Here is a 24,868-nt window from a genome sequence, read left to right on the forward strand (position 1 = left end):
TATTCATATTGTTTCTGGCCTGCATTTGTGTTCTGGACGATTTTCTTTGTGAGTGGGCCAAATGGCAAAAATCAAATCGCGGCAGCCTTCAGGACTGACGCATGACGAGCATGAACGCAGTCTGAAATTGATCGACGGCACCAATGAGCCGGTGCTGGCGCTTTGCCGCGTTTACCCCACCGGGCACCGGACGCCGCCCCACAGCCATAGCCGCGTGCAGATCTGGTGCGCCCGTCAGGGCGTCGTGCTTGTCAGCACTGCGGATGGTCGCTGGATGATACCGCCCGGTCATGGATTGCTCATTCCCGCCGGGCTGCAACATGAGGCGGAAACCATCTCGACGGTGGAGATGCATTCGATCTACGTCCATCCGGACCTGTTTCATGCGGGCGCACCGCGCGTGGTGGAAATAACCGATCTCGCCTCCAGCCTGATTTCGGAATTGCTGGGTGAAGAACACCAGCCGACGGCTTTTCACCGGCAGGGCCTTGTGCGGGCGCTGTTGCTGGACGAGGTCAACCGCCTGCCGGAAAGGCCGCTCGGACTGCCTTTTCCAGATAATCAGCGTCTGGCGGCGCTGTGCCGCGATTTCCTGAAAAAGCCGGTGGCGCGGGTGGAGATCGATGACTGGGCGGCGGCCATGGGCATCAGCCGGCGTTCTTTTACGCGGCTGTTCCGCAAGGAACTGGGGTTGAGTTTCGTCACCTGGCGCCAGCAGGCCTGTATCTTTGCCTCCCTGCCGAGACTGGCCGCCGGCGAAGCGGTGACGAATGTGGCGCTGGATGCCGGTTATGAAAACATCCCGGCTTTCACCACCATGTTCCGGCGAATGCTGGGCAGTTCACCAAGGGCCTATCGGCAGGCGGCGCGGCAGCGCAGCGCTGCTTTTTCCGACACGGAAGATATAGGGGACTAGGCTTAACGCTCCTCATCCCTGTGCTTGTCACAGGGATCCAGCCAGCCCAAGTCCTTGGACTGGAAGGACTCTTTTCGCCGCGCAGACGCGCGTCGGCTGGATTCCTGTGACATCCTCGGGCTTGTTCCGGGGAACAGGAATGAGGGGTGGAGATGGGACGCGTCGGCACCATGTAGGTTGCTTACGGTACGGCTGCATTGGAAATACCCTAAGCCGCAGTCGCTCGCATGTCGCGGCGGAAATCGGAGGGCGACATGCCGGCGATTTGGCGGAACGCCTTGTTGAAGGCGCTGACGGAGCCGAAGCCGCTTTCCATGGCGATCTGCAGGATATTGTCCTTGCCGGTCATCAGCATCGCCTGCGCGCGCGAAAGCCGCAGCAGGGTCAGATATTTGATCAGCGTCATGCCGGTGGATTTGCGGAACAGGTTCATCGCATATTTCGGATGCAGCGAGGCGGCGCGGGCAATCTCCGTCGCGTCGATATCGTCGAGAAAATTGGCGGCGATGAAGTCGCACATGCGCACCACGCCGATGGAGGGCGCCATGCCCTCGTCATCCTCCCTGCGTTTGCCATTGGCGGCGGATGATATGACGGAGTAGGGTTCAAGGAACATCCGCTCGACCCTGAGCAGCAATTCCTCCACCGCGTGCTGGGCTTTCGCCTGTTCGCCCGAAGTGACGTAACGGAACCAGCGGCCGAAGTTTTCCGCATCTGCCCGGTCGGTCTCAGCGCTCACCATCGTAGCACCACCCATCAGCAGACTGGAGACGGTGGGGGGCAGCCGCATGCGGAAGAAGTGCACCAGCGGCAGATGTGCGCCGGCATAAAAGGAATCGTCGGAGGAGTGGTCCATCTGGTGCGGCTGGCCACCCCAGAAGATGCACATCTGGCCGGCATCGAGCGTCAGCTCGTGATCGCCCATGCGATAATGCACCGATCCCGACATCACGTAATTCACTTCCACCTGCGCGTGCCAGTGGGGCCTGAGCATGATGGGCGGATGATTGTGAAAAAGCTGAAGCGTTGTCGGCATGCCTTCGATGCTGCTTGCACCCGGCTGGTAGAAGGCTCTTTCAGCAATCTTACTTTCCGCCAAATCGATGTTCCCTTTTTACGAGACAGATTTCCTGCCGCCGGTAATGTGCCCATGTTCGCTGAAGAACGGCAATTGAAAAAGGGAGGTTTTCAATGTGCTTGAAATTTCTTGGCGCGTCTACGGCCACGCTGCTTCTCGCAGCCCCGGCTTTCGCGCAAACAGAAACCGTCACCATCTGGAGCTGGGATGTCGCTGCGTCGGCACTACGATCTGCGGTGGAGGGGTTCAACAAGCAGAATCCGGATATCAAGATCGTCGTTGAAGACCTTGGAAACAATCAGGTTTTTGACAAGACTTTGGCTGGTTGCGCAGCCGGAGGCGATGGTCTTCCTGATATCGTCACCATTGAGAATTTCGAGGCGGAAGTCTTCTGGAACCGGTTTCCAGATTGTTTCGCCAATCTGACCGAGCTTGGCTATACGCCTGAGAAACAGGCGCTTTTCGCTGATTTCAAGCGCACGGAACTGGAGGTTGACGGTGTCGCCTATGCGGTTCCGTGGGATTCCGGTCCGGTAGCGGTATTTTATCGCCGCGACTTCTATGAGAAGGCAGGCGTCGATCCGGCCACCATCAAAAGCTGGGATGATTTCATCGCCGCAGGCAAAAAGGTCATGGCCGCCAATCCCGGCATTGTCATGACGCAGTCCGACTTCAATGGTGGCAGCGAATGGTTCCGCATGATCGCCAATGAGCAGGGATGCGGTTACTTTTCGACCGACGGTCAAAACATCACCATCAACCAGCCCGCCTGTGTCGCCACGCTCGCAAAGATCAAGGAAATGAAGGACGCCGGCGTCATCACTGCGGCCAGTTGGGATGAGAAGATCCAGTCCAATACGGCCGGCAAGGTGGCAAGCCAGGTGTTTGGCGCCTGGTATGAAGGCACGATCCGCTCCGGTTCTCCCGATCTTTCGGGCAAGTGGGGTGTCTATTTGATGCCGAGCCTGACGGCTGACGGCCCGCATGCCGCCAATATCGGCGGTTCGTCGCTCGCGATCAGTTCGACATCCAAGAACAAGGAAGCTGCTTGGAAATATATCGACTACGCGCTGACCACCAATGAAGGTCAGGTGACGATGCTGAAATCCTTCGGCCTCGTTCCCTCATTGCTGTCCGCCATCGACGATCCTTTCGTCAAGGAAAAGCAGACCTATTGGGGTGGGCAGGCGGTGTGGACCGATATTTTGGCCACCCTGCCGAAGATCGTGCCGAGCCGCGGCACGGCGTTCCAGTCGGATGCGGATGCGATCTACAAGGCGACGCAGACGAAATATTTCGCCGGCGGCTATCCCGATGCGAAAGCAGCGCTTGATGATGCGGCCAAGCAGATCGAAACGGCGACGGGGCTCCCCCTCGCGCAGTAAGCCGACGGTTAGGACCGGGCGGGTGCCACAAGTTTCTTCTCCCCGTGGGGGAGAAGTCCGCGGCAGCGGGATGAGGGGGCGAGGGTAGCGATATTCGGAGAGCCAGCCCCCTCATCCGACCCTTCGGGCCACCTTCTCCCCCTCGGGGAGAAGAAATAGGCCGCACCGTTTTGCAAAGGCATTCCCCACATAGGGGCGCGCTCTTTCTGAAGCTTTTCCATTTATCCGGCCATCGTCCGGCATATGGAGGTCGTCATGCCGTCCAGGAACAGGATCGCTTATGCGTTCCTTGCGCCCTATCTCCTGATTTTCGCCACCTTCTGGGTCTGGCCGATCATCAGCTCGTTCATGCTGTCGTTCCAGAATACGCGGATCAATCCGTGGCGGTTTGCGCCTTCCATGAACTGGGGGCGGCTGGTTTCCGATCCGGCCTTTTATAATGCGCTTTATAATACGCTGATCATTCTGGTCATTCAGGTGCCCGTGATGATCGCGCTCGCCACCGTCATGGCGGTGCTGTTGAATTCGCCGCTCCTGAAGGCGCGGCCGCTTTATCGTTTTGCCTTTTTTGCGCCTGTCGTCGTTGGCGAGGTGGCCTATGCGGCTGTCTTCCGGCTGATGTTCAGCGCCGATTTCGGCATCATCAACAAGCTCATCACCTCCGTCGGCCTTTCGCCCATCTCGTGGTTCGACAATGCCAATGCGGCCATGGCGCTGGTCATCATCGCGGTGACCTGGCGCTGGGCGGGGTATAACGCCATCATCATTCTGGCCGGGCTGCAATCCATCCCCGGCGACGTCTATGAAGCGGCGACGCTGGACAAGGTGAGCAAGCGGCAGCAGTTTTTTTATATCACCCTGCCGCTCCTCAAACCCATCATCCTGTTCTGTGTTGTGCTCTCGGTCATCGGCACCATGCAGCTGTTTGCCGAACCCTTCCTCATCACCAACAGGGGCGGGCCGGGCGGCGGCACGGAGACGCTGGGGCTGTTCCTTTATCGCCAGGGCTTCACCTCGCTCAATTTCGGTTATGCCTCGGCCATTGCCTACACCATGGCGGCGCTCGCCATCGCCATTTCACTCCTCAATCTCTGGGTCGGGAGGGAGCCGAAATGAGATCGAAATCGAGATCGCTTTTCTGGCAGAAGATCGCATTGCATGCGGCGCTGACACCGCTTGCCATCATCTGGCTGTTTCCGCTGTGGATGATGTTCGTGTTCTCGACCATGCCGGATTACGGCATTTTCAGCCCGGACATTGTTCTGGTGCCATCCACCAATTTCGTCGAGAATTTCAACAATCTGCAGGCGGATACCAATTTCCTCAGGGCCATGTTCATCTCGATCACCGTCGCCGTCATTTACACCGTGCTTTCGGTGTTGCTGACGTCGATGGCCGGCTGGGCGCTGGCGCGTTACCGTTTTGCCGGACGCGGGGTGGTGATCGCCATCATTCTCGGCACCATCACTTTGCCTTTTGCCGTCGTTGTCATTCCGCAATTCATCATGGTGGCGCGGGAGTTCAAGCTCGCCAACACCTGGGTGGCGCTGATCGTGCCGCCGCTGTTCAACTCGCTTGGCGTGCTGTTCATGCGGCAATCCTTCTCGATGATGCCGACCGAGCTTTTCGATGCGGCACGGGTGGAGGGCGTCAAGGAATGGCAGATCTTCCTGCGCATCGCCCTGCCGCTGGCGCGACCCACCATGGCGGCGCTGTCGATCATTCTCTTCCTGGCCTCGTGGAACAATTACCTCTGGCCGCTTCTCATCAATTCCCGCCCAGGAATGATGACCGCACCCGTGGCGCTTGGCACCCTCATCGGGCTGACCAAAGTGTCATGGGGCGGCATCATGGCCGGCGCGGTGCTGCTCACCGCACCCATTCTCGTGGTTTTCGTGGCTTTGCAGCGTCACTTCATCGCCGGCATTTCCGCCGGGGCAGTCAAGTAAGGGGGCCGCATGGCGGAACTTTCGCTCAACAACGTGGTCAAGCGTTACGGCGCGCTGGAAGTGATCCATGGCGCAAATCTGGAGGTAAAGGACGGGGAGTTCGTCGTTTTCGTCGGCCCCTCCGGCTGCGGCAAGTCCACGCTTCTCAGAATGATCGCCGGGCTGGAAGATATTTCCGGTGGCGATATCGTGATCGGCGGCAGAACGGTCAGCGACGCCGATCCGGCAGATCGCGGCATTGCAATGGTGTTCCAGTCCTATGCGCTTTATCCGCATATGACGGTGGCCGAAAACCTCTCCTTTGGCCTTAGAATGAACGGTAACCCCAAGGCCGATACGCAAAAGCGGGTCAACCGCGCCGCCGAAATTCTGCAGATCAACGAGTTGATGCAGCGCCGTCCGAAGCAGCTGTCCGGCGGCCAGCGCCAGCGCGTCGCCATCGGCCGCGCCATCGTGCGCGAACCGCAGGTATTCCTGTTCGACGAGCCGCTGTCCAATCTCGATGCGGAGTTGCGGGTGCAGATGCGCGTGGAAATCTCCCGCCTGCACAAGCAGCTCGGCACCACGATGATCTATGTGACGCATGACCAGACCGAGGCGATGACGCTCGCCGACAAGATCGTCGTGCTGCGGGCGGGCAATATCGAGCAGGTCGGCGCGCCGCTCGATCTCTATGACGATCCCGCCAACCGCTTCGTTGCCGGTTTCGTCGGTTCGCCGAAGATGAATTTTCTCGACGCCACCATCATCGGCAGCGGCGCCGACAGCGTCACGCTCGCTCTCGACAGCGATCCTGCGGTGCGGCTGACTTTGCCGATAAAGGAACGCGTCAACGAGGGGGCCAAGGTCTCGCTTGGCATCCGGCCGGAGCATTTTGCCGATGCGGGCGGGGGCGATGCCGATCTCACCGTGCATGTCGATGTCGCCGAACATCTCGGCAATACCAGCTATGTCTATGCCCGAACCGAAGGCGGCGAGCAGCTGATCATCGAACGGCCGGAATCGCGCGATGTCGGCAATCGCGACCGGCTGACGGTCGGCCTTTCCGCCCGCCGGGCTTTCCTTTTCGACGGCAAGGGCGAACGCCTGCGCTGAACCCTTTCCCAAGCACCCAAGACTGATATGAAAGACGAGGATTTCATGACGACCGTACAACCGATCCGCTGGGGCATCATCGGCCCGGGCACCATCGCCAGAACCTTTGCTGACGGTATTGCCCATTCCCGCACCGGCAGGTTAGAGGCCATCGCCACCCGCAATCCGGACAAGCCCGGCCTTGCAGAAGCTTTTGCCGGCGCGCGCATTATCAAGGGTTACGATGCCCTGCTTGCCGATCCCGCTATCGATGCCGTCTATATCGCCACGCCCCATACCGGCCATGCCGAATGGGCGATCAAGGCGATCCGGGCCGGCAAAAACGTGCTGGTGGAAAAACCCATCGCGCTCTCGGCCTATGATGCCGACGCCATTTTCCACGAGGCGAAAAAGGCAGGCGTTTTCGCCGGCGAGGCCTATATGTACCGCCTGCATCCGCAGACGGCGAAATTGCTGGAACTGGTGAAAGCCCGGGCGGTGGGCGATATCCGCATCATCCGCTCCAGCTTCGGTTTCAACATGGGTTCGTTCCGGGCCGATCACCGGCTGTTCGCCAATGAAACGGCGGGCGGCGGCATTCTCGATGTCGGCGGTTATCCGGTTTCCATGGTGCGGATGATCGCCGGTGCCGTGGACGGAAAACCCTTTGCCGAGCCGGAAAAGGTTGCGGGTGCGGCGCATCTCGGCCAGTCGGGCGTTGATGAATGGGCCTCGGCCGTGCTGAAATTCGCAAACGGCATCGTCGCCGAGGTCTCGTGCTCGATCATGGCGGCGCAGGACAATGTGCTGCGCATCATCGGCTCGGAAGGGCGCATCGAGGTCAAGGATTTCTGGTTCGCCGCCGGCCACAAGGGCGGCACCGGCCGGATCGATATCATCAGGGGCGACAAGGTCAAAACCATGGAATTGCCGGAGGATCGCTGGCTTTATTCCTTCGAGGTCGATGCAGCGGGTGAGGCAATCCGCCAGGGCAGACATGAATTCGCGGCACCTGGCATGGCCTGGGCCGACAGCCTCGGCAATCTGCGTGTCATGGACCAGTGGCGGGCTTCCGTCGGGCTGGAATACAGCATCGAAAAGGCGACATCGCGCATCGGAAATATCGCCGGTGGCAAGGTCGTCGCCGGAAATTCGGTTCCCAAGCGGCAGATACCGGGCCTTGCCAAGCCCGCTTCCGTGGTCGCGCTCGGTTTCGAATTCTTCCCCAACTTTGCCTCCGCATCCCTGACGCTCGATGCCTTTTACGAGGCCGGCGGCAATCTCTTCGATACGGCCTATGTCTACGGCGCTGGCAGGACCGAGGCGATTTTCGGCGACTGGCACACCAGCCGCAATGTGCCGCGTGAAGAGATCGTGCTGATCGGCAAGGGTGCGCATTCGCCGCTCTGCTATCCCGATATGATTACCAAACAGCTCGATCAGTCGCTGGAGCGGCTGAAGACGGATTATGTCGATGCCTATTTCATGCATCGCGATAATCCCGACGTGCCGGTCGGTGAATTTGTCGATGCCATGGATGCCGAAGTCCGGCGCGGCCGCATTCGCGGCATTTTCGGCGGCTCGAACTGGACGCGCGAGCGCATGGACGAAGCCGCGGCTTATGCGCAGAAGAACGGCAAGCAGGCGCCCGGCGCGCTTTCCAACAATTTCTCGCTTGCCGAAATGCTCGATCCCATCTGGGCAGGCTGCGTGGCGGCATCAGACGACGAGTGGAAGGCCTGGCTGCGATCGCGCCAGATCCCCAATTTCGCCTGGTCCAGCCAGGGGCGCGGTTTCTTCACCGACCGGGCAGGGCGCGACAAGCATGACGATGAGGAAATCGTCCGCGTCTGGTATTCCGACCGCAACTTCGTCCGCCGCGACCGGGCGATCGAGCTTGCGCAGAAACTCGGCCGCCACCCGATCCACATTGCGCTCGCTTATGTCATCGCCCAGCCTTTCCCGGTCATCCCGCTGATCGGGCCGCGCACGATTGCGGAGCTGGAGGATAGTCTTTCGGCGCTGGATATCGCGCTGACGCCCGAACAGGTGAAGTGGCTGGAGGCGTGAAAGGCAATGAGACGGCGGATTTATCCGCCGTCTCAACGACATTGGGCAAGAGGTTGCGGCTTGTTTCTTCTCCCCGCCAGGGAGAAGAAACAAGCGGTAATCGCTCGCTCGAACTGACGATCTTCGGGGTGGAGATGTCATCTTCCACCTTCATTCATCTCCCGGCGACTGCTAAAGCGTAGGTCCATAAACGTGTCGCGAAACACGGCAGCCAAACAATCACCGGGGTTCCCATGAGCGATATCGACCGAAGCCGTGCCCAGCAGCTGATGCGGGAAGCGGGCATGGATGCGCTGGTGCTGTTCCAGCCCGAAGCCTTCCGCTATGCCGTCGGCGCCCATGCCGGTGTCGCGACCATGTGGGGCAGGGCAGGTTCGGCAATTGCGCTGGTGCCGGGCGATGCCGATGGGCCGCTTGCCGCTGTCGTCAGCGATCATGCCGCCCCGCTCATCAGGAAGGCGGCACCTGATGTCGATCTGCGCTGCCATCGCATCTGGATCGATTTGGTCGATCTTTCGGGTGTGGAAACCGTCGCGCAGGTGGACAACGCCTATCGCCGCAACAATTCCGGTGGACCGCGGCCGGAAACATTCGATCGCACCGCCTGTTTCGGCTTGCTCTCCGATCTTTTGCGGGATCGCGGGCTGGCTGCTGCGCGCATTGGTGTCGATCTTGAATTCATGCCAGCCGCCGATTTTTCAGCGCTTCAGCAGGCGCTGCCCGAGGTGAACTGGATTGATGGTTCGACGGTGCTGAAACGTTTGAGGGCGGTGAAGTCAGAAGGCGAGATCAAACTTCTCAGGCAGGCGGCAGCCGCCGCCGAGGCAGGGTTGGTCGAGATGGCGGCCGCCGTCCGACCGGGAGCAGCCCTTGGTCAGCTCTCCGCCGCCTGGAAATCCGGCGCGCAGGCATATGCCGCGACATCCGGTTTTTCGCTGAGCGGGCATTGGGACTATATTTCCGTCGGTCCGGCCCTGTCGGATATGACGGCAGTGGTCACACAGGGCGCGCTGATCAAGGCCGATGTCGGCACGCTGGTCGACGGTTACTCGTCCGATGGCGCAAGAACTTTTTCGTGGGGGCCGGTCTCGGCTCTTGCTGCCGATATTTTCAGGGCGCTGGAGGCAGCCTTCGCCTGCGGGCTGGAAGCGCTCCGCCCCGGCAACGGCTTTAGCGCGGTGCACGCGGCCATGCTGGCCTCGATGCGCAGGCAAGGTTTCGGCGAATATTATCGCGGCCATTTCGGCCATTCCGTCGGCGGCGGCGTGGGTATCGAGGAATGGCCGTTCTTTTCCCATGACAATCCGGAAATCATCCTTCCCGGCATGGTGGTCGCACTCGAAGCGCCCTTCTATGGCGAAGGGCTGGGCGCGCTGATGATCGAGGATCAGTTCCTCGTCACATCGTCAGGTGCGGAGTGCATGAACAGCCTGCCACGCACTCTGCGGGATCTGTCACGGCAGTGACGGCCTGCCGCCGTTCCTGCCTTTAGAGAAAGTCGTCGCGACGCGGGGTGAAGCAGTCGATCAGCTCACCCTCTTCCAGACACAGGCAGCCATGCTCGATATGGCCGGGAATGACGAGGCTATCGCCTTTTTGAAGATCGTAGGCTTCGCCGTCGCGATAAAAGCGGAAGCTGCCGCTGGCGACATAGGTGGACTGCACATGCGGATGGCTGTGCAGCTTGCCTTCTGCGCCGGTCTTGAACCGGAAGGACACGACCATCAGCTCCGGCGCTTCGGAAAGCACGGTGCGTTCCACACCGTCATCGGGTGAAACGGTGGGGAATTTGGGAAGCTGCTGCATGTCGTTCTCCTCTGTCTTGCAATATTGATTTTCAGCGCGGCGCACGCAGCATGGCGCGATAACGTGTCTGGCTGCTTTTCAGGTGGTTGCGCATGGCGCTGCGCGCCGCATCCTCGTTGCCATCCTGTATGGCGATCAGGATCGCTTCATGCTCGCCGACGAGGCGGCTGAGATCGGCGGGTGAAAGCACGGTTTCTGCGCCATTATCAGCCACGGCGCGGCGCGGAATGACGGTTGGGCCAAGCACCTGCAGAAACTCGCTGAAGCGGGGATTGTTGGTCGCTTCGGCCACGGCGAGATGAAAGGCAAAATCGGCCTCGGCCGTCGGAATGCCCCTGGCGGCGCTGGCGCGGAAGGCGTCGAAGGCCTCGATGATCTTTTCTTCCTGCGCCGGTGAGCGGCGAATGGCGGCAAGGCCGGCGGCATCGCCTTCCACGGCGGTGCGCAATTCCAGCATCTCGATCAGCGACGAGACGCGGGCGAGATCGACATTGTGGAAAGGCCGCCGCTCGGTGGGGGCTGGCTCCAGCACGAAGACGCCGGCGCCCTGACGCGGCTCCACCAGACCGTCAGAGCGTAGCGAGGCAATCGCCTCGCGCACCACGGTACGGCTCACGCCGAATTCCTGCGTCAGCTGCGCTTCCGATGGCAGGCGGTCGCCCGTCTTGTAGCGGCCCTTGGCGATCTGGCTGCGGAGTTCCTCCGAAACCTTCACCACAAGCGTTCTGCCCTGTGGAGCTGCCGGTTCGGAGGTTGTCGCTTTTGTCATCTGTGTCGCCGTTCTAAAAAGGGTGCGGGGTTGCGTCCGGATGTCCTCGATACGTTATTCGCGGCCCGGCTTGCAATCCCGCTGATCACTCAGCTTTGCTTGAAGATCGGGTTGTCGACAAACGTGCCGCCCTGGAACCGCACCAACGCATCCTTCGGGTCCGGCATCGGTGTGGTCTCGGCTATATGCTGTCGGAAGGCCTCGGCATTGTCCTTCGGTTTCCATCCCAGGAAGCCGAGATGCGAATTGTCCCACCAGCCGGCTTCATTGGCCGACGCCCCCCAGACGACCGGGCAGCCGAGCACTGGTGCCCGAAACACCGCCTCGATCAGCGACACGAAATCATCATATGAAAACCAGGTGGACAACATGCGGTAATTATTGGGCACCGGCGTGCAGGAGCCGATGCGCACCAGCGCCGTCTCCTGTCCGAATTTATCGAAATACATGCGGGCGAGGTTCTCGCCGAAACATTTGGAGACGCCGTAAAGCCCGTCCGGACGCACCGGAACGTCGGGGCCGAGCCGCTCGATCTGGGGATAATAACCAATCGTATGGTTGGAGCTGGCAAAGACTATCCGCGGCTGGCCATGGGCGCGGGCGGCCTCGTAAAGATTGTAAAGCCCGATGATATTGCCCTGAAGGATCTGCTCGAAGGGCTTCTCCACCGATATGCCGCCCAGATGAACGATACCGTCGCAATCGGCAACCATGGCATTCACGGCATCCGCATCGGCAAGGTCGCATTGCACGCATTCTTCGTTCGGACCGGCCGCATCGAGCGGGGAGAGATCGGCAAGACGCAATATCTCGGCCATCGGTGCCAGACGTTCACGCATGACGCGGCCAAGCTGGCCCGCCGCACCGGTAACAAGAAGCCGTTTCATTGCCATTCTCCCTCAGCGTTTGCACGTCTCCGATACGGTCGAGATATGGCGGCACCTCTTGACCTTGTCATACAGATCGTACAAAAAGCGGATAACATATATTATGTGCCATACGCAACAATCATGAAGGATGAGTTTGATGTTGACCGTCGAAACAAGGCAGGCCGTGAACCCGGAATATGCGAAGACGCTGGATACCGAAGGGCTCCGCCGGCATTTCCTCGCCAACGACATGTTCCGTTCCGGTGAAATCAGGCTGATCTACACCCATTATGACCGGTTCGTCATGGGGGGCGCGGTGCCTGATGGTGCGCCGCTGACGCTGGACAAGGTGGAAGAAACCAAGACGCCGTCCTTCCTCGATCGTCGCGAAATGGGCATCGTCAATATCGGCGAGAGCGGCACCGTCAGCGCCGGCGGGCAGACCTACACGCTCAATCGCGGTGATGTGCTTTATCTCGGTGCCGGCAGCGGCGCGGTGACCTTTGACGGGGCGGGCCGGTTCTACATCACTTCCTGCCCGGCGCATCGCAGCCTGCCAGCCAAGCTGGTGACGCTCGCCAACAGCAAGGAAGTCAAGCTCGGCGCGACGGAGACCTCCAACAAGCGCACCATCAACCAGTTCATCCATCCGCTGGTCATGGAAAGCTGCCAGCTGGTGCTAGGTTATACCATGCTGGAGGACGGCTCGGTCTGGAACACGATTCCCTCGCATATTCATGACCGCCGCATGGAGGCCTATCTCTATTTCGGCATGGATGAGAAGTCGCGCGTGCTGCATCTGATGGGCGAGCCACAGGAGACCCGCCATCTGTTCATTTCCAACGAAGAAGGCGCCATTTCGCCGCCTTGGTCCATCCATTCCGGCGCCGGCATCGGCTCTTACACCTTCATCTGGGCAATGGCTGGCGACAATGTCGATTACACCGACATGGACTTCATCCAGCCGGGGGATCTGAAATGAGAACCCCCTTTTCGCTTGAAGGGCGCAAGGCGCTTGTGACGGGCGCAAATACCGGTCTTGGTCAGGCGATAGCGGTGGGTCTTGCCGCCGCTGGGGCGGAGGTAGTTTGCGCCGCGCGCCGTGCGCCGGATGAAACGCTTGATATCATCGCAAAAGAAGGCGGCAAGGCGAGCGCGCTGCTGATCGATTTTGCCGATCCGCTGGCGGCGAAGGACAGCTTCGCCGACGCCGGTTTCGATATCCTCGTCAACAATGCCGGCATCATCCGCCGCGCCGATTCCGTCGAGTTTTCCGAACTCGACTGGGATGAGGTGATGGACGTCAATCTCAAGGCGCTGTTTTTCACCACGCAGGCTTTCGCGAAAGAGCTGCTGGCGAAAGGCCGCTCCGGCAAGGTGGTCAATATCGCCTCGCTTCTGTCGTTTCAGGGTGGCATCCGCGTGCCGTCCTACACGGCGGCGAAACATGGCGTTGCCGGTCTCACCAAACTTCTGGCCAATGAGTGGGCAGCCAAGGGCATCAATGTGAATGCCATTGCCCCCGGTTATATCGAAACCAACAATACCGAGGCGCTGCGTGCGGATGCCGCCCGCAACAAGGCCATTCTCGAGCGCATTCCGGCAGGTCGCTGGGGGCACTCGCAGGATATTGCCGGCGCGGCGGTATTTCTGGCGTCGCCGGCGGCGGATTACGTGCATGGCGCCATTCTCAATGTCGATGGCGGCTGGCTGGCGCGTTAATCTGTCACAGATTTTCGAAATTCATCATACAAGATGTATGATGAGTTGTTGACAAAGATGCGGCAAGCGGCTTAGGTGGCTTTCAGTCAGTGAACTTGCAGAGGAATTTCGATGATGAACCCTGAACAAATCAAGACGGCGCTCGGCTCCGGTCTGTTGTCCTTCCCGGTCACCCATTTCGATGCCGAGGGTCGTTTTGCGGCCGATAGCTACAGGGCGCATGTCGAATGGCTCGCCGGTTATAAAGCCCCGGTGCTGTTTGCCGCCGGCGGTACTGGCGAGTTCTTCTCGCTGAAGCCGGATGAAATCCCCACCATCGTTTCCGCCGCCAAGGAAGTGGCCGGTGAAACCGCCATCGTGTCCGGCTGCGGTTACGGCACCGAGATTGCCGTCGACATTGCCCGCTCGGTCGAAAAGGTCGGTGCCGATGGCATTCTGCTTCTGCCGCATTACCTTATCGATGCGCCGCAGGAAGGCCTTTACGCGCATATCAAGAAGGTGTGTCAGTCGGTCGGCATCGGCGTCATGGTTTATAACCGCGACAATTCCGTGCTGCAGGCCGATACGCTGGCGCGTCTTTGCGACGAGTGCCCGAACCTTGTCGGTTTCAAGGATGGTACCGGTGATATCGGCCTCGTGCGCCAGATCACCGCCAAGATGGGCGACCGCCTGATGTATCTCGGCGGCATGCCGACGGCGGAACTGTTTGCCGAAGCCTATCTCGGCGCCGGTTTCACCACCTATTCCTCGGCCGTCTTCAACTTCGTACCCGGCCTTGCCAACGAGTTCTATGCGGCGCTGCGTGCCGGCGAGCGCGCCACCTGCGAACGCATCCTGACGGATTTCTTCTATCCGTTCATGGCGATCCGCAACCGCGCCAAGGGTTATGCCGTCTCCGCCGTCAAGGCCGGTGTGCGCCTGCAGGGCTTCAACGCCGGGCCGGTGCGTGCGCCGCTGAAGGACCTGACCAATGAGGAAATCGGCATGCTCGAAGCCCTGATCGGCACGCATAAGCGTAAAGCCTGATCACGGCATAACGGGAGGGGAGCCATGAAAATCACTGCGGTGCGCACGCATCTGCTCGAACACCGGCTGGACACGCCGTTTGAAAGCGCTTCCATGCGCTTTGATCGTCGCGCCCATATTCTGGTGGAGATTGAATGCGATGACGGAACGGTCGGCTGGGGCGAATGCCTCGGCCCGGCAAGACCGAACGCCGCCGTGGTTCAGGCTTACGCCGGCTGGCTTATCGGCCAGGACCCGCGCCAGACCGAAAAGCTGTGGGCCGTGCTTTATAATGCCCTGCGCGATCAGGGCCAGCGCGGCCTCAGTCTTACTGCCTTGTCTGGTATCGATATCGCGCTCTGGGATATCAAGGGCAAGCATTACGGTGCTTCAATCTCCTTGCTGCTTGGCGGGCGCTGGCGCGAAAGCGTGCGCGCCTATGCCACCGGCAGCTTCAAGCGCGATGGTGTCGACCGCGTGTCCGATAATGCATCCGAGATGGCGGAGCGGCGGGCGGAAGGCTTTCACGCCTGCAAGATCAAGATCGGTTTCGGCATTGAGGAAGACCTCAGGGTCATCGCCGCCGTGCGCGATGCCATCGGGCCGGATATGCGGCTGATGATCGACGCCAATCACGGTTATACCATCACCGAAGCCATCATGCTCGGCAACCGCGCTGCCGACTATGGCATCGACTGGTTCGAAGAGCCTGTTGTTCCCGAACAGCTGGATGCCTATGCCCGCGTGCGGGCCGGCCAGCCGATCCCGGTCGCGGGCGGTGAGACCTGGCATGGACGTTACGGCATGTGGCAGGCGCTTTCCGCCGGAGCCGTGGATATTCTCCAGCCCGATCTCTGCGGCTGCGGCGGTTTTTCCGAAACGCAGAAGATCGCCGCGCTTGCCACCTTACATGGCGTGCGCGTCGTGCCGCATGTCTGGGGCACCGGTGTGCAGATTGCCGCCGCCCTGCAATTCATGGCGGCGATGACGCCCGATCCGGTTCGCGTCAATCCGATAGAGCCGATCATGGAATTCGACCGCACCTATAATCCGTTCCGGCAGGCGGTTCTGAGCAAGCCGATCGAGGCGGTCAATGGCGTTGTCGCCATTCCCGATGGTCCGGGTCTCGGCATCGAAATCAACCGGGATGCGCTTGTCGAATTCAGGATGCCGGATGCATGAGTGAACTTGTCAGAAAACTATCAGGCGTTGCGCCGAATCCTGCTTTTCCGAAAGGCGCCGTCGATACGCAGATGCATCTTTATCTGCCCGGCTACCCCGCCTTGCCGGGCGGACCCGGCCTGCCGCCGGGCTCGCTTCCCGGTCCCGCCGACTACCGGAAGCTGATGCAATGGCTCGGTATCGACCGGGTCATCATCACCCAGGGCAATGCCCATCAGCGTGACAATGCCAATACGCTTGCCTGCGTTGCTGAAATCGGCGAGGCGGCCCGCGCGGTTGTCATCATCGATGCGAACACCACCGAAAAGGACATGGAAAGCCTCACCGCTGCCGGTACCGTCGGGGCGCGCATCATGGACCTGCCGGGCGGTGCGGTGAACCTGTCCGAGCTGGAAGCGGTGGATGAGCGGGCGCACGCCGCCGACTGGATGGTGGCGGTGCAGTTTGATGGCAATACGTTGCTCGATCACCTGCCGCGCCTTCAGAAAATCCGCTCGCGCTGGGTGTTCGATCACCACGGCAAGTTCTTCAAGGGCATCAAGACCGATGGCCCGGAGATGGCGGCACTTCTGAAGCTCATCGACCGTGGCAATCTCTGGTTCAAGTTCGCCGGTGTCTATGAAAGTTCGCGTGACAGTTGGCCCTATGAAGACGTCGCCGCCTTTTCGCGGGTGATTGCGGCCCATGCGCCGGAACGCATCGTCTGGGGCACTAACTGGCCGCATAATTCCATCCGCGAGACGGCGGCCTATCCCGACGATGCCCGCCTTGCAGAACTGGTGCTTGGCTGGCTGCCGGATGAGGCGGCGCGCCATCGTGCACTGGTGGAAAACCCCGAGGCCCTGTTCAGGCTGCCGCCATTTACAACGGCATAGTTCAATTGCGGGATAACCGGTAACCTCCAGACTCCGCCGTAATAAGGCCCCGCTATGCCGGGGTCTTTTCCGTTTTAGCGGCAAGCAGCCTCTGCTGTTCATGCTCGTCAAAGGCCATCAGGTTGCCGTGTCGGCTGCGGCGTATGCGGTTCATATGGTCGCGCGGGCTTAAGCCCAGCGTGCGTTTGAACATGCGTGAGAAATAATAGGGGTCGCCATAACCGACTTCGGTGGCCGCTGCCGAGACCGAAAGCCCCGCCTCGAGAAAATGCATGGCGCGCTCCATGCGTTTGAACTCCTGATATTTACGCGGCGTCCGTCCCACCCGTTTCTGGAATTCGCGCAGAAAATAATCGCGATTATAGGGCGCCGCCTCGGTCGCCCGGCTGGCAATGTCGGGGTCGAGCGGATTGGCCGAAATCATGGTGATCGCCTTCATCACCGCAAGGTCGAGGCCTTCCGTGCCCTCCGGCTGGAAACTCGGGCGATCCACCCATCCGAGGAAGGCATCGTCGATGAAGGCGATGAGAAGCACCATGAAAAGATGGTGCTGGCCAAGCGTGACGGAGGAGGGCGGGGCGCTCTGGCGATAGTGGCGCACCAGCGGTTCCAGCAGCGGCCAGCGGCTCAGCCGCAGTTTCGGCTTCAGGTCCATCTGCGCGATCAGGTTGTGGCGGCCGTAAATATCCAGCGTGAAATGCTGCGCCACGCCGCGATAGGTGATGGCCTGTTCGTTCCAGCCGACAAAGTGCTGGCCGCGGAAAATCAGCATGGCGTCGCCGGGTTCCAGCACCCGAGCGTCGCCATCGACGAGATAATGCCCGCGCCCTTCCAGACAGATGATGAGGTCGTCCACCTGGTTGGATTTGTCGATCTGCCAGGTGCGCGAATGCTCCATCTTGATCGTCGCGCGCGTGAGGTTGAGGTTGAGCGCCGCAGGCGGAACGGATGACAGAATACCACCTTCGATTTCGTCCATCTTTTTCCTCATCTTTGTTAATTCACCTTGGCGCGGAAATTTGGTTTTGTCACCGCATAAATAGCTTTTACGCGCCGTATCAATGAGGGAGGAGATCGGTCGCGGTGAGAAATTGCGCCGTCATGCGCCCGCCGCCGGCCGTTCCGGGAGAATCACTTGTACGAAATTGTATTCTGTCATTCGCGTTCCGCCGGGGCGCGGGGGGGAGCGTCATGAAATCTCAACGCTTCCTCGGGCTGGGATATCTGACGCCTTATATCGTCGGGCTGCTGGTCTTTACGGCCATCCCGTTCCTCGGCTCGCTCTATCTCAGCTTCACCCGTTACGATCTGATGAGCGATCCCAGCTGGGCGGGGCTGGCCAATTACGAGCGGCTCTTCACCCGCGACCGCACCTTCATGAAATCGCTGAACGTCACCCTGTTCTACGTGTTTCTGACGGTGCCGCTGAAGCTTGCCTTCGCGCTGTTCATTGCGGTCATACTCAATTATAAGCTGCAATTCATCAACTTCTTCCGCACCGCCTTTTACGTGCCGTCCATCCTCGGCGGCTCGATCGCGATTGCGGTTCTGTGGCGTTATATCTTCGCAAGCGAGGGGCTTGCCAATATGGCGCTTGCCGCCATCGGCCTGTCGCCGGTGGATTGGTTCGGCGATCCGGGCAATGCGCTTTTCACCATCACGCTGCTGCGCTGCTGGCAGTTCGGTTCGGCCATGGTGATATTCCTCGCCGCGCTGCAATCCATCGACAAGTCGCTTTACGAGGCGGCCGCCATCGATGGTGCGGGCAAGGTGAGGACCTTCTTCTTCATTACGCTGCCGCTTCTGACGCCGGTGATCTTCTTCAATCTCATCATGCAGATGGTGCAGGCGTTCCAGGAGTTTAACGGCCCTTACATTATCACCCAGGGCGGGCCGCTGAAGTCCACTTACCTCTTGCCTCTCTACATCTATGACGAGGCCTTCAAGAAGTTCAACATGGGCTATGCCTCCGCCATCGCCTGGGTGCTCTTCACCATCATCACCGTGCTGACCCTCGTGGCCTTCTGGTCCTCGAAGAAGTGGGTCTATTACGCCGGCGACAAGCGGAACTGATGCCATGACCGATATCGCAACCCTGAACGACATGCAGGCGGCCCGCCGGGCGCGGCTGAGGCTCGTCTCCACCTCTGTCCGTTATGTGCTTCTCTTCGCAGTCGGCCTCGTCATGCTCTACCCGCTGATCTGGCTGGTGGGCGCGAGCTTCAAGACCAATTCGGAGATATTCTCCGGCGCCGGCTTCATTCCTGAAAACCCGACGCTGGACGGTTATATACGCGGCTGGGAAACCTCGACGCCCTATACGTTCGGCCGGTTCTTCTGGAATTCGTTCCTGATCATCCTGCCAAAAGTCATCGGCACGGCGATTTCCTGCACCATGGCGGCCTATGCCTTCGCTCGCTTCGATTTTCCGCTGAAGAAGATCCTGTTCGGCTCGGTCATCGCCATCCTGCTGCTGCCGAATGTCGTTACCCGCATTCCGCAATATATCCTGTTTCGCGATCTCGGTTGGCTGGACAGTTTCCTGCCGCTCTGGGTGCCCTCGGCGCTCGCCGGCGATGCCTTCTTCGTCTTCATGCTGGTGCAGTTCCTGCGCTCACTGCCATCGGATATGGAAGAGGCCGCCCGGGTGGATGGCGCCAACAGCCTGCAGACCCTCATCTACATCGTGGTGCCGATGCTGGCGCCGGCACTGATCTCGGTCTGCCTGTTCCAGTTCATGTGGACGATGAACGACTTTCTCGGGCCGCTGATCTACCTGTCCTCGGTCGACAAATATCCGGTGAGCCTTGCGCTCAAACTCTCCATCGACACCACCGAAGCCTTTGAATGGAACCGCATCCTGGCGATGTCGGTGCTGACGATCGCGCCTGCGCTGATCGTGTTCTTCGCTGCGCAACGGTATTTCATTGAAGGGATCTCGTCTGGCGGGGTCAAGGGCTGAAAATGGCAAGCGTTCAACTTAAAAATCTCGAAAAAGTCTATGGCGGCAGCTTCAAGGCCGTGCATGGCATCAATCTCGACGTCGAGGATGGCGAGTTCATGGTGTTCGTCGGCCCTTCCGGCTGCGCCAAATCCACGACGCTGCGCATGGTGGCGGGGCTGGAGGAAATCACCGGCGGTGAAATCCTGATCGGAGACCAGCGCGTCAACGACCTGCCGCCCGGCAAGCGCTCCATCGCCATGGTCTTCCAGAATTACGCGCTTTATCCGCATATGAAGGTGCGCGGCAATCTCGCCTTCGGTCTGAAGATCGCCGGTGTCGCCAAGCCCGAGATCGAGAAGGCAATCGACAATGTCGCGCGCATTCTCGAAATCGAGCCGCTGCTCGACCGTCTGCCGAAGCAGCTCTCGGGCGGGCAGGCGCAGCGCGTGGCGCTTGGCCGTGCGCTTATCAAGAAGCCCGGCGTGTTCCTGTTCGATGAGCCGCTGTCCAATCTCGACGCCAAGCTGCGCGCCTCCATGCGGGTGCGCATCACCGATCTGCATCGCCAGTTGAAAGCGGAAGGCCTGTCTTCGACGGTCATTTATGTCACCCACGACCAGACGGAGGCCATGACCATGGGCGACCGTATCTGCGTCATGCAGGCGGGCCGCATCATGCAGGTCGCGACACCCAAGGAGCTTTACAACCATCCCGCCAATCTCTTCGTTGCCGGTTTCATCGGCACGCCGGAAATGAACCTGGTGGATGTGGCAATCGACGGTGCGGAATTTGTGATCGCCGGCCAGCGCCTGCCGATCGGTGCGCATCTGGAGCAGCGGCTATCGGCCAGACCCGCAGATGCCGTCATCGGCATCCGCCCGCAGCATCTTGCACTGGCAGGGGAAGCCGATGGTCCGGCGCTGCGGGCGAAACTCACCAATGCGGAGTTCATGGGCCACGAGGTCTATCTGCACGCCGATCTCGGTGGGCAGAAGATCGTCAGCGTGGTTGGTGCGGCGGAATTCGAGGCGCTCGGGCGCGACGGTATCCTGCGGCTGAAACCGGACCCGGAGAAGCTGCATATTTTCGACAAGGCCGATGGCCGCAACGTCTCGCTGTGAGGAGGGGACGGGCGTGCCTGATTTTTCGAGGAGGAGAAGAACAATGAAGACGATGACAGGAATGATGACGATGCTTGCCGGTGCCGCTTATGTGGCGATGGCGACGGCCCCGGCGGCAGGTGCTGCGGAACTGCGCATGTCGTGGTGGGGCGGCGAAAGCCGTCACGTGGCGACCCAGAAGGCCATTGCCGCCTGTGGTGAGAAATATGGCCACACCATCAAGGGCGAGTTTACCGGTTTCGATGGTTATCTGGAAAAACTCACGACGCAGATGGCGGGCAAGACGGAAGCCGATATCGTTCAGGTCAACTGGCCGTGGCTGCCGCTGTTTTCCAGGAATGGCGAAGGTTTTGCCGATCTACGCCAGCTGAAACCGCTCGATCTTTCGCAATGGGCCGAGAGCGATCTGGACGCGGGCTCTATGAACGGCGTGTTGCAGGGGCTTTCCGTCTCCACCACCGGTCGCGTCTTCTTCTTCAACGCCACCACCTTCGAAAAGGCGGGTGTTGAGATTCCGAAAACGTGGGATGAATTCTTCGCGGCAACGAAAACCATCAAGGAAAAGCTCGGCAAGGACTATTACACCTTCAATGCGGTGAAGGAGACTGCCCAGCTGCTGGCGACGCTGGCTGTCGTGCAGAAGACCGGCAAGGATCTGGTCGATCCCAAGACCAACCGCGTGGCCTGGACGCCGGAGGATCTGGCCGAGGGTATCTCTTTTGTCGGCAAGCTGGTCGAAACCGGCTCCATCCGCTCCCAGAAAGAGGAAGCGGCCGATGGCAACGTCAACCTCTATGAAAAACCGTCCTGGTCGGAAGGCCGCATCGCCGGCTCCTATGAATGGGACTCGACCTATTCGAAATATGCCGATCCCCTGAAGGAGGGGCAGGTTCTGAAACCCGTGCCGATGCTGAAGCGTGCCGATGCCGTGACCGAAGGTGTCTATCGCAAACCTTCCATGGTGTTTTCGATCTCGAAAAACTCAAAGAACCCGGAAGCGGCTGCACAGATACTGAACTGCCTTTTGAACGAGCCGGAAGGCGTCGATGCGCTCGGCACCTCACGCGGCCTGCCCGCCTCGAAGGCCGCGGCGGCCCGTCTGGGCGACAAGGGCGAGCCGGAAGTGCGGGCCGCCAACGCCATCGTCATGGCGGCATCGGGACCGGTGGTTTCACCCTTCAACGAACATCCGGAAATCCGCTCGGCCTTTATCGATACGCTGGAGGAATATGCCTATGGCCAGCTGACGGCGGAAGAGGCGGCCGAGCAGATCATCGATTCCACCAATGACGTTCTGGCCAAATTCGATTGACGACAATGGCCCGCCGCCGCTTCTGCATCGCGGCGGGCTCTCTATCCGGCTGCCGGATGATATGAAACATGTCGGCCGGGCGTTTGGCGGATATGCGCAAAAGACGAGAAAAGAGCATGAACAAACCCCTTATCATCGCGTCTTCGGCGCGAACGGCGGCGCTTTGCCTTGCCGCGCCCGGCGCGCGTTATCATCTGCCGACACAAACGGCATGGCGTCTGACATCGCAGGACGGCGCTGAGCAGCGCGGTGAAACGGCAACCGTTGTGACGTTGCTGCACGAGTTGCTTCCGGATACGCGGTATGTCTTCGACGCGGAGGGGTTCGGCAGCGTGGAATTCAGGACCGCACCCTGCGCCGGGCTTGTCGAAGCCGCGGCATATTCCCTGCGGCCGGATATTGGGCTCGATGATGAGGAGGGTGCGCGCGCCAATACGCAGGCGCTCGAAAATGCCGTTGCCGCCGTGCCCGCGGGCGGCACCTTGCGGCTTGGTCCCGGTGTCTGGACCGCCTTTCCGGTGCGGCTGAAAAGCGACATGACGTTGCATCTTGCAGAAGGCGCCGTGCTGCGCGCGCCTTCCATCCGCAGCGGATGGCCGATATTGCCCGCCCGCGATGAGGCGGGCCGCATGCTGGGCAGCTGGGAAGGCTTGCCGGATGCCTGTTTTACCGCGCCGCTCCACGCCATCGGGGCAGATAATCTCGTGATCGAGGGCAGGGGTGTTCTGGATGGCTCCGGCGACAGGGGTGATTGGTGGAGCTGGCCGAAAGGAACCCGTGACGGCGCGCGGCGTCCGCGCGGCCTGCATCTCGTTTCCTGCCGCAAAACACAGCTTCTCGGTTTCACCATTCGGAATGCAGCCTCCTGGACGATCCATCCGCAGGGCTGCGAGGAGCTGGTCGCTGCGGGTCTCACCATCGTTGCGCCGCACGACAGTCCGAATACCGATGGCTTCAATCCCGAAAGCTGCCGTAACGTGACGATTGCCGGCGTGCGCTTTTCCGTCGGCGATGATTGTATCGCGGTGAAGGCCGGGAAACGTGGTCCCGATGGCGAGGACGATCATCTGGCGGAAACGCGCGGCGTCCGTGTGCGCCATTGCCTGATGCAGCGCGGCCATGGCGGGCTGGTGATCGGTTCGGAAATGTCGGGCGGTGTGCATGACGTGGCGGTGGAGGATTGCGATATGGTCGGTACGGATCGCGGCCTGCGTCTCAAGACGCGGCGCGGTCGCGGTGGTACGGTCAGCAATATCGCCATGCGCCGGGTGCTGCTGGACGGCGTGGAGACCGCGCTCTCCGTCAATGGCCATTATCATTGCGATGCCGACGGCCATGATGAATGGGTCCAGTCGCGAAACCGAGCGCCGGTCAATGACGGCACGCCCTTTATCGATGGCATTACCGTGGAGGATGTCGAAATCCGCAATCTCGCCCATGCCGCCGGCGCCTTTCTCGGCCTGCCGGAAGCCCCCATCCGAAATATCGTCATTCGCAATCTCGCCATCGTCTCCCATGATCCGTCGGCGATAGCGACGCCGCCGATCATGGCCGACCGGGTGCGCCCCATGCGCCATGAGGCGATCGTTTTCGAACAGGCGGACGTCATCTGCGATGATCCGGCTCTTTTGAGTGGCGCCTCCGTCTCCATTTCATCAGATTTCGATTGAGAAAATCCATGAAACATACTGATTATTTTGATCAATTTTCCGAACGATACAGGCACTACAAGGGCGGCAGCTGGTGTTATGAGGATGGTTGCGTCTATCGTGGTCTGCTGCAGTTGTTCGAGGCCACCGGTGAGGTTCGCTGGAAGGAACATCTGCACCGTTTGTCCGACGCCCAGGTGGCGAAGGATGGAACGCTGGCCGGTTACGATCCGCAGGAATACAATATCGACCATATCCTCGCCGGGCGTATCCTTTTTCCCCTTGCGGCACAAACCGGCGATGCACGTTATCTTGCCGCTGCGGAACATCTGGCGGGCCAGCTCCGCAGCCATCCACGCATCACGTCGGGCAATTATTGGCACAAGAAGCGGTATCCGCATCAGGTCTGGCTGGATGGGCTTTACATGGGGCTTCCCTTCCAGATCGAATATGCGCAGGCGACGGATCGCACGGAACTGATCGGCGATGCGCTTCGGCAGTTCTCAGCCGCGCTTGCGCTGACGGCCGATGCCGGCGGGCTTTACGTCCACGGTTATGACGAGAGCCGCAACCAGCGCTGGGCCGACCCCGTGAGCGGCAAGTCGCCGGCCATCTGGGCACGGGCGGTCGGCTGGCTCGCCATGGCGCTGGTGGATGCACTGGTCATTTTGCCGGATGATGGCGCAACGGCTGAGCTTCGGGAAAGCGCGCGTCTGCTTCTGGCCGGTATTGTTGAGCGGCAGAGTGACGCCGGCCTGTGGATGCAGGTGCTCGACAATCCGGGTCTTGCCGGAAATTACGAGGAAACCTCGGCCTCGGCCATGTTCGCCTATGCGCTGCTGCGTGCGGTCCGGCTCGGGCTGGTGCAGGGCAAGGAGGCGCAGACCGCCCTTTCGGCGGGCCGCCGGGCGCTTGCGGCACTTCTGGAAACGCGCCTCAAGGCGGATGACGGGGGCGTAACCCGCCTTGTCGGCATTGTGCATGTCGCAGGGCTGGGCGGCTTTGAAGGCAATTATCGTGATGGAACGCCTGAGTATTATCTGAGGGAGCCGGTCGTTTCCGATGACGCGAAGGGTGTCGGGCCGCTGATGATGGCTTACGCCGAAAGCCTGCTTCTGGAGTGACTGGCGAACCGCTCGCCG

At 60.4% G+C, this 24,868-nt stretch carries 23 protein-coding genes; 18 read left to right on the top strand and 5 right to left on the bottom strand.

The annotated features are described in order from the left end of the window. Positions 1 to 61: 61 nt before the first annotated feature. A complete protein-coding gene (locus JZX88_RS23895; protein WP_174031001.1) occupies positions 62 to 916 on the top strand; it encodes a helix-turn-helix domain-containing protein in 855 nt (284 codons plus the stop codon). A 208-nt stretch (positions 917 to 1,124) separates the two neighbouring features. Here the strand turns inward: JZX88_RS23895 and JZX88_RS23900 are convergent, their stop codons facing one another. Next, the gene (locus tag JZX88_RS23900) at positions 1,125 to 2,015 is read right to left on the bottom strand and encodes a helix-turn-helix domain-containing protein (protein WP_142859412.1); all 891 of its coding nucleotides are present in this window, start codon (positions 2,013 to 2,015) and stop codon (positions 1,125 to 1,127) included. A gap of 92 nt (positions 2,016 to 2,107) precedes the next feature. Here JZX88_RS23900 and JZX88_RS23905 point away from each other — a divergent pair, with 92 nt between their 5' ends. The 6 genes from JZX88_RS23905 (at position 2,108) to JZX88_RS23930 (ending at position 9,938) form a co-directional block, all read left to right on the top strand. Beyond that, entirely contained in the window at positions 2,108 to 3,379 is a 1,272-nt protein-coding gene (locus JZX88_RS23905) for an ABC transporter substrate-binding protein (RefSeq protein WP_206914953.1), read from the top strand. A gap of 255 nt (positions 3,380 to 3,634) precedes the next feature. After that, a complete protein-coding gene (locus JZX88_RS23910) occupies positions 3,635 to 4,495 on the top strand; it encodes a carbohydrate ABC transporter permease (RefSeq protein ID WP_003523586.1) in 861 nt (286 codons plus the stop codon). Further along, on the top strand, positions 4,492 to 5,328 hold the full coding sequence (locus JZX88_RS23915) for a carbohydrate ABC transporter permease (RefSeq protein WP_020812264.1): 837 nt from the start codon (positions 4,492 to 4,494) through the stop codon (positions 5,326 to 5,328). Before JZX88_RS23910 ends, JZX88_RS23915 begins: the two co-directional genes overlap by 4 nt. Before the next feature lie 9 nt (positions 5,329 to 5,337). Beyond that, positions 5,338 to 6,423, top strand: coding sequence for an ABC transporter ATP-binding protein (locus JZX88_RS23920; RefSeq protein ID WP_206914954.1), 1,086 nt, complete (start codon positions 5,338 to 5,340; stop codon positions 6,421 to 6,423). 45 nt (positions 6,424 to 6,468) lie between these two features. Beyond that, entirely contained in the window at positions 6,469 to 8,472 is a 2,004-nt protein-coding gene (locus JZX88_RS23925; RefSeq protein WP_065116562.1) for an aldo/keto reductase, read from the top strand. 233 nt (positions 8,473 to 8,705) lie between these two features. Beyond that, positions 8,706 to 9,938 carry a Xaa-Pro peptidase family protein gene (locus JZX88_RS23930; protein ID WP_065116538.1) on the top strand — a complete coding sequence of 411 codons (1,233 nt, stop codon included), beginning with the start codon at positions 8,706 to 8,708 and terminating at the stop codon, positions 9,936 to 9,938. A 22-nt stretch (positions 9,939 to 9,960) separates the two neighbouring features. On the opposite strand, the gene JZX88_RS23935 is transcribed toward JZX88_RS23930, so the two are convergent. From JZX88_RS23935 to JZX88_RS23945, 3 genes are all read right to left on the bottom strand, one after another. Beyond that, positions 9,961 to 10,278 (bottom strand): cupin domain-containing protein, encoded by a 318-nt coding sequence (locus JZX88_RS23935; RefSeq protein WP_065116537.1) that lies wholly within the window; start codon positions 10,276 to 10,278, stop codon positions 9,961 to 9,963. A 31-nt stretch (positions 10,279 to 10,309) separates the two neighbouring features. Next, on the bottom strand, positions 10,310 to 11,047 hold the full coding sequence (locus tag JZX88_RS23940; RefSeq protein WP_110760040.1) for a FadR/GntR family transcriptional regulator: 738 nt from the start codon (positions 11,045 to 11,047) through the stop codon (positions 10,310 to 10,312). A gap of 89 nt (positions 11,048 to 11,136) precedes the next feature. Then, the gene (locus JZX88_RS23945; RefSeq protein WP_206914955.1) at positions 11,137 to 11,934 is read right to left on the bottom strand and encodes an NAD(P)-dependent oxidoreductase; all 798 of its coding nucleotides are present in this window, start codon (positions 11,932 to 11,934) and stop codon (positions 11,137 to 11,139) included. Between the two features lie 139 nt (positions 11,935 to 12,073). Here JZX88_RS23945 and kduI point away from each other — a divergent pair, with 139 nt between their 5' ends. The 5 genes from kduI to JZX88_RS23970 all read left to right on the top strand — a co-directional run bounded on the left by kduI (position 12,074) and on the right by JZX88_RS23970 (position 16,700). After that, positions 12,074 to 12,898 (top strand): 5-dehydro-4-deoxy-D-glucuronate isomerase, encoded by an 825-nt coding sequence (gene kduI, locus JZX88_RS23950; RefSeq protein ID WP_065116534.1) that lies wholly within the window; start codon positions 12,074 to 12,076, stop codon positions 12,896 to 12,898. Continuing rightward, positions 12,895 to 13,638, top strand: coding sequence for a 2-dehydro-3-deoxy-D-gluconate 5-dehydrogenase KduD (kduD, locus tag JZX88_RS23955; RefSeq protein ID WP_206914956.1), 744 nt, complete (start codon positions 12,895 to 12,897; stop codon positions 13,636 to 13,638). Before kduI ends, kduD begins: the two co-directional genes overlap by 4 nt. A 114-nt stretch (positions 13,639 to 13,752) precedes the next feature. Further along, positions 13,753 to 14,664 (top strand): 5-dehydro-4-deoxyglucarate dehydratase, encoded by a 912-nt coding sequence (gene kdgD, locus JZX88_RS23960; protein WP_046800501.1) that lies wholly within the window; start codon positions 13,753 to 13,755, stop codon positions 14,662 to 14,664. Between the two features lie 24 nt (positions 14,665 to 14,688). Next, complete coding sequence (locus JZX88_RS23965) at positions 14,689 to 15,825, top strand: mandelate racemase/muconate lactonizing enzyme family protein (RefSeq protein WP_206914957.1); 1,137 nt, start codon at positions 14,689 to 14,691, stop codon at positions 15,823 to 15,825. Next, positions 15,822 to 16,700 carry an amidohydrolase family protein gene (locus JZX88_RS23970; RefSeq protein ID WP_206914958.1) on the top strand — a complete coding sequence of 293 codons (879 nt, stop codon included), beginning with the start codon at positions 15,822 to 15,824 and terminating at the stop codon, positions 16,698 to 16,700. Before JZX88_RS23965 ends, JZX88_RS23970 begins: the two co-directional genes overlap by 4 nt. A 52-nt stretch (positions 16,701 to 16,752) precedes the next feature. On the opposite strand, the gene JZX88_RS23975 is transcribed toward JZX88_RS23970, so the two are convergent. Further along, on the bottom strand, positions 16,753 to 17,679 hold the full coding sequence (locus tag JZX88_RS23975) for an AraC family transcriptional regulator (RefSeq protein ID WP_206914959.1): 927 nt from the start codon (positions 17,677 to 17,679) through the stop codon (positions 16,753 to 16,755). A gap of 212 nt (positions 17,680 to 17,891) precedes the next feature. Between JZX88_RS23975 and JZX88_RS23980 the strand changes: the two genes are divergently transcribed. The 6 genes from JZX88_RS23980 (at position 17,892) to JZX88_RS24005 (ending at position 24,850) form a co-directional block, all read left to right on the top strand. Continuing rightward, the gene (locus tag JZX88_RS23980; protein ID WP_206914960.1) at positions 17,892 to 18,773 is read left to right on the top strand and encodes a carbohydrate ABC transporter permease; all 882 of its coding nucleotides are present in this window, start codon (positions 17,892 to 17,894) and stop codon (positions 18,771 to 18,773) included. 4 nt (positions 18,774 to 18,777) lie between these two features. Then, positions 18,778 to 19,662, top strand: coding sequence for a carbohydrate ABC transporter permease (locus JZX88_RS23985; RefSeq protein ID WP_125146381.1), 885 nt, complete (start codon positions 18,778 to 18,780; stop codon positions 19,660 to 19,662). Positions 19,663 to 19,664: 2 nt separating this feature from the next. Further along, complete coding sequence (locus JZX88_RS23990; protein WP_206914961.1) at positions 19,665 to 20,765, top strand: ABC transporter ATP-binding protein; 1,101 nt, start codon at positions 19,665 to 19,667, stop codon at positions 20,763 to 20,765. Positions 20,766 to 20,808: 43 nt separating this feature from the next. Continuing rightward, positions 20,809 to 22,077 (top strand): ABC transporter substrate-binding protein, encoded by a 1,269-nt coding sequence (locus tag JZX88_RS23995; RefSeq protein ID WP_142859433.1) that lies wholly within the window; start codon positions 20,809 to 20,811, stop codon positions 22,075 to 22,077. A gap of 116 nt (positions 22,078 to 22,193) precedes the next feature. Further along, complete coding sequence (locus JZX88_RS24000) at positions 22,194 to 23,747, top strand: glycoside hydrolase family 28 protein (RefSeq protein ID WP_206914962.1); 1,554 nt, start codon at positions 22,194 to 22,196, stop codon at positions 23,745 to 23,747. Between the two features lie 8 nt (positions 23,748 to 23,755). Then, positions 23,756 to 24,850 carry a glycoside hydrolase family 105 protein gene (locus tag JZX88_RS24005; protein WP_206914963.1) on the top strand — a complete coding sequence of 365 codons (1,095 nt, stop codon included), beginning with the start codon at positions 23,756 to 23,758 and terminating at the stop codon, positions 24,848 to 24,850. Positions 24,851 to 24,868: the final 18 nt, after the last annotated feature.

Origin of the sequence: Agrobacterium sp. OT33, from assembly GCF_017313365.1 — a bacterium.
In the GTDB taxonomy this organism is placed as follows: domain Bacteria; phylum Pseudomonadota; class Alphaproteobacteria; order Rhizobiales; family Rhizobiaceae; genus Agrobacterium; species Agrobacterium rhizogenes_A.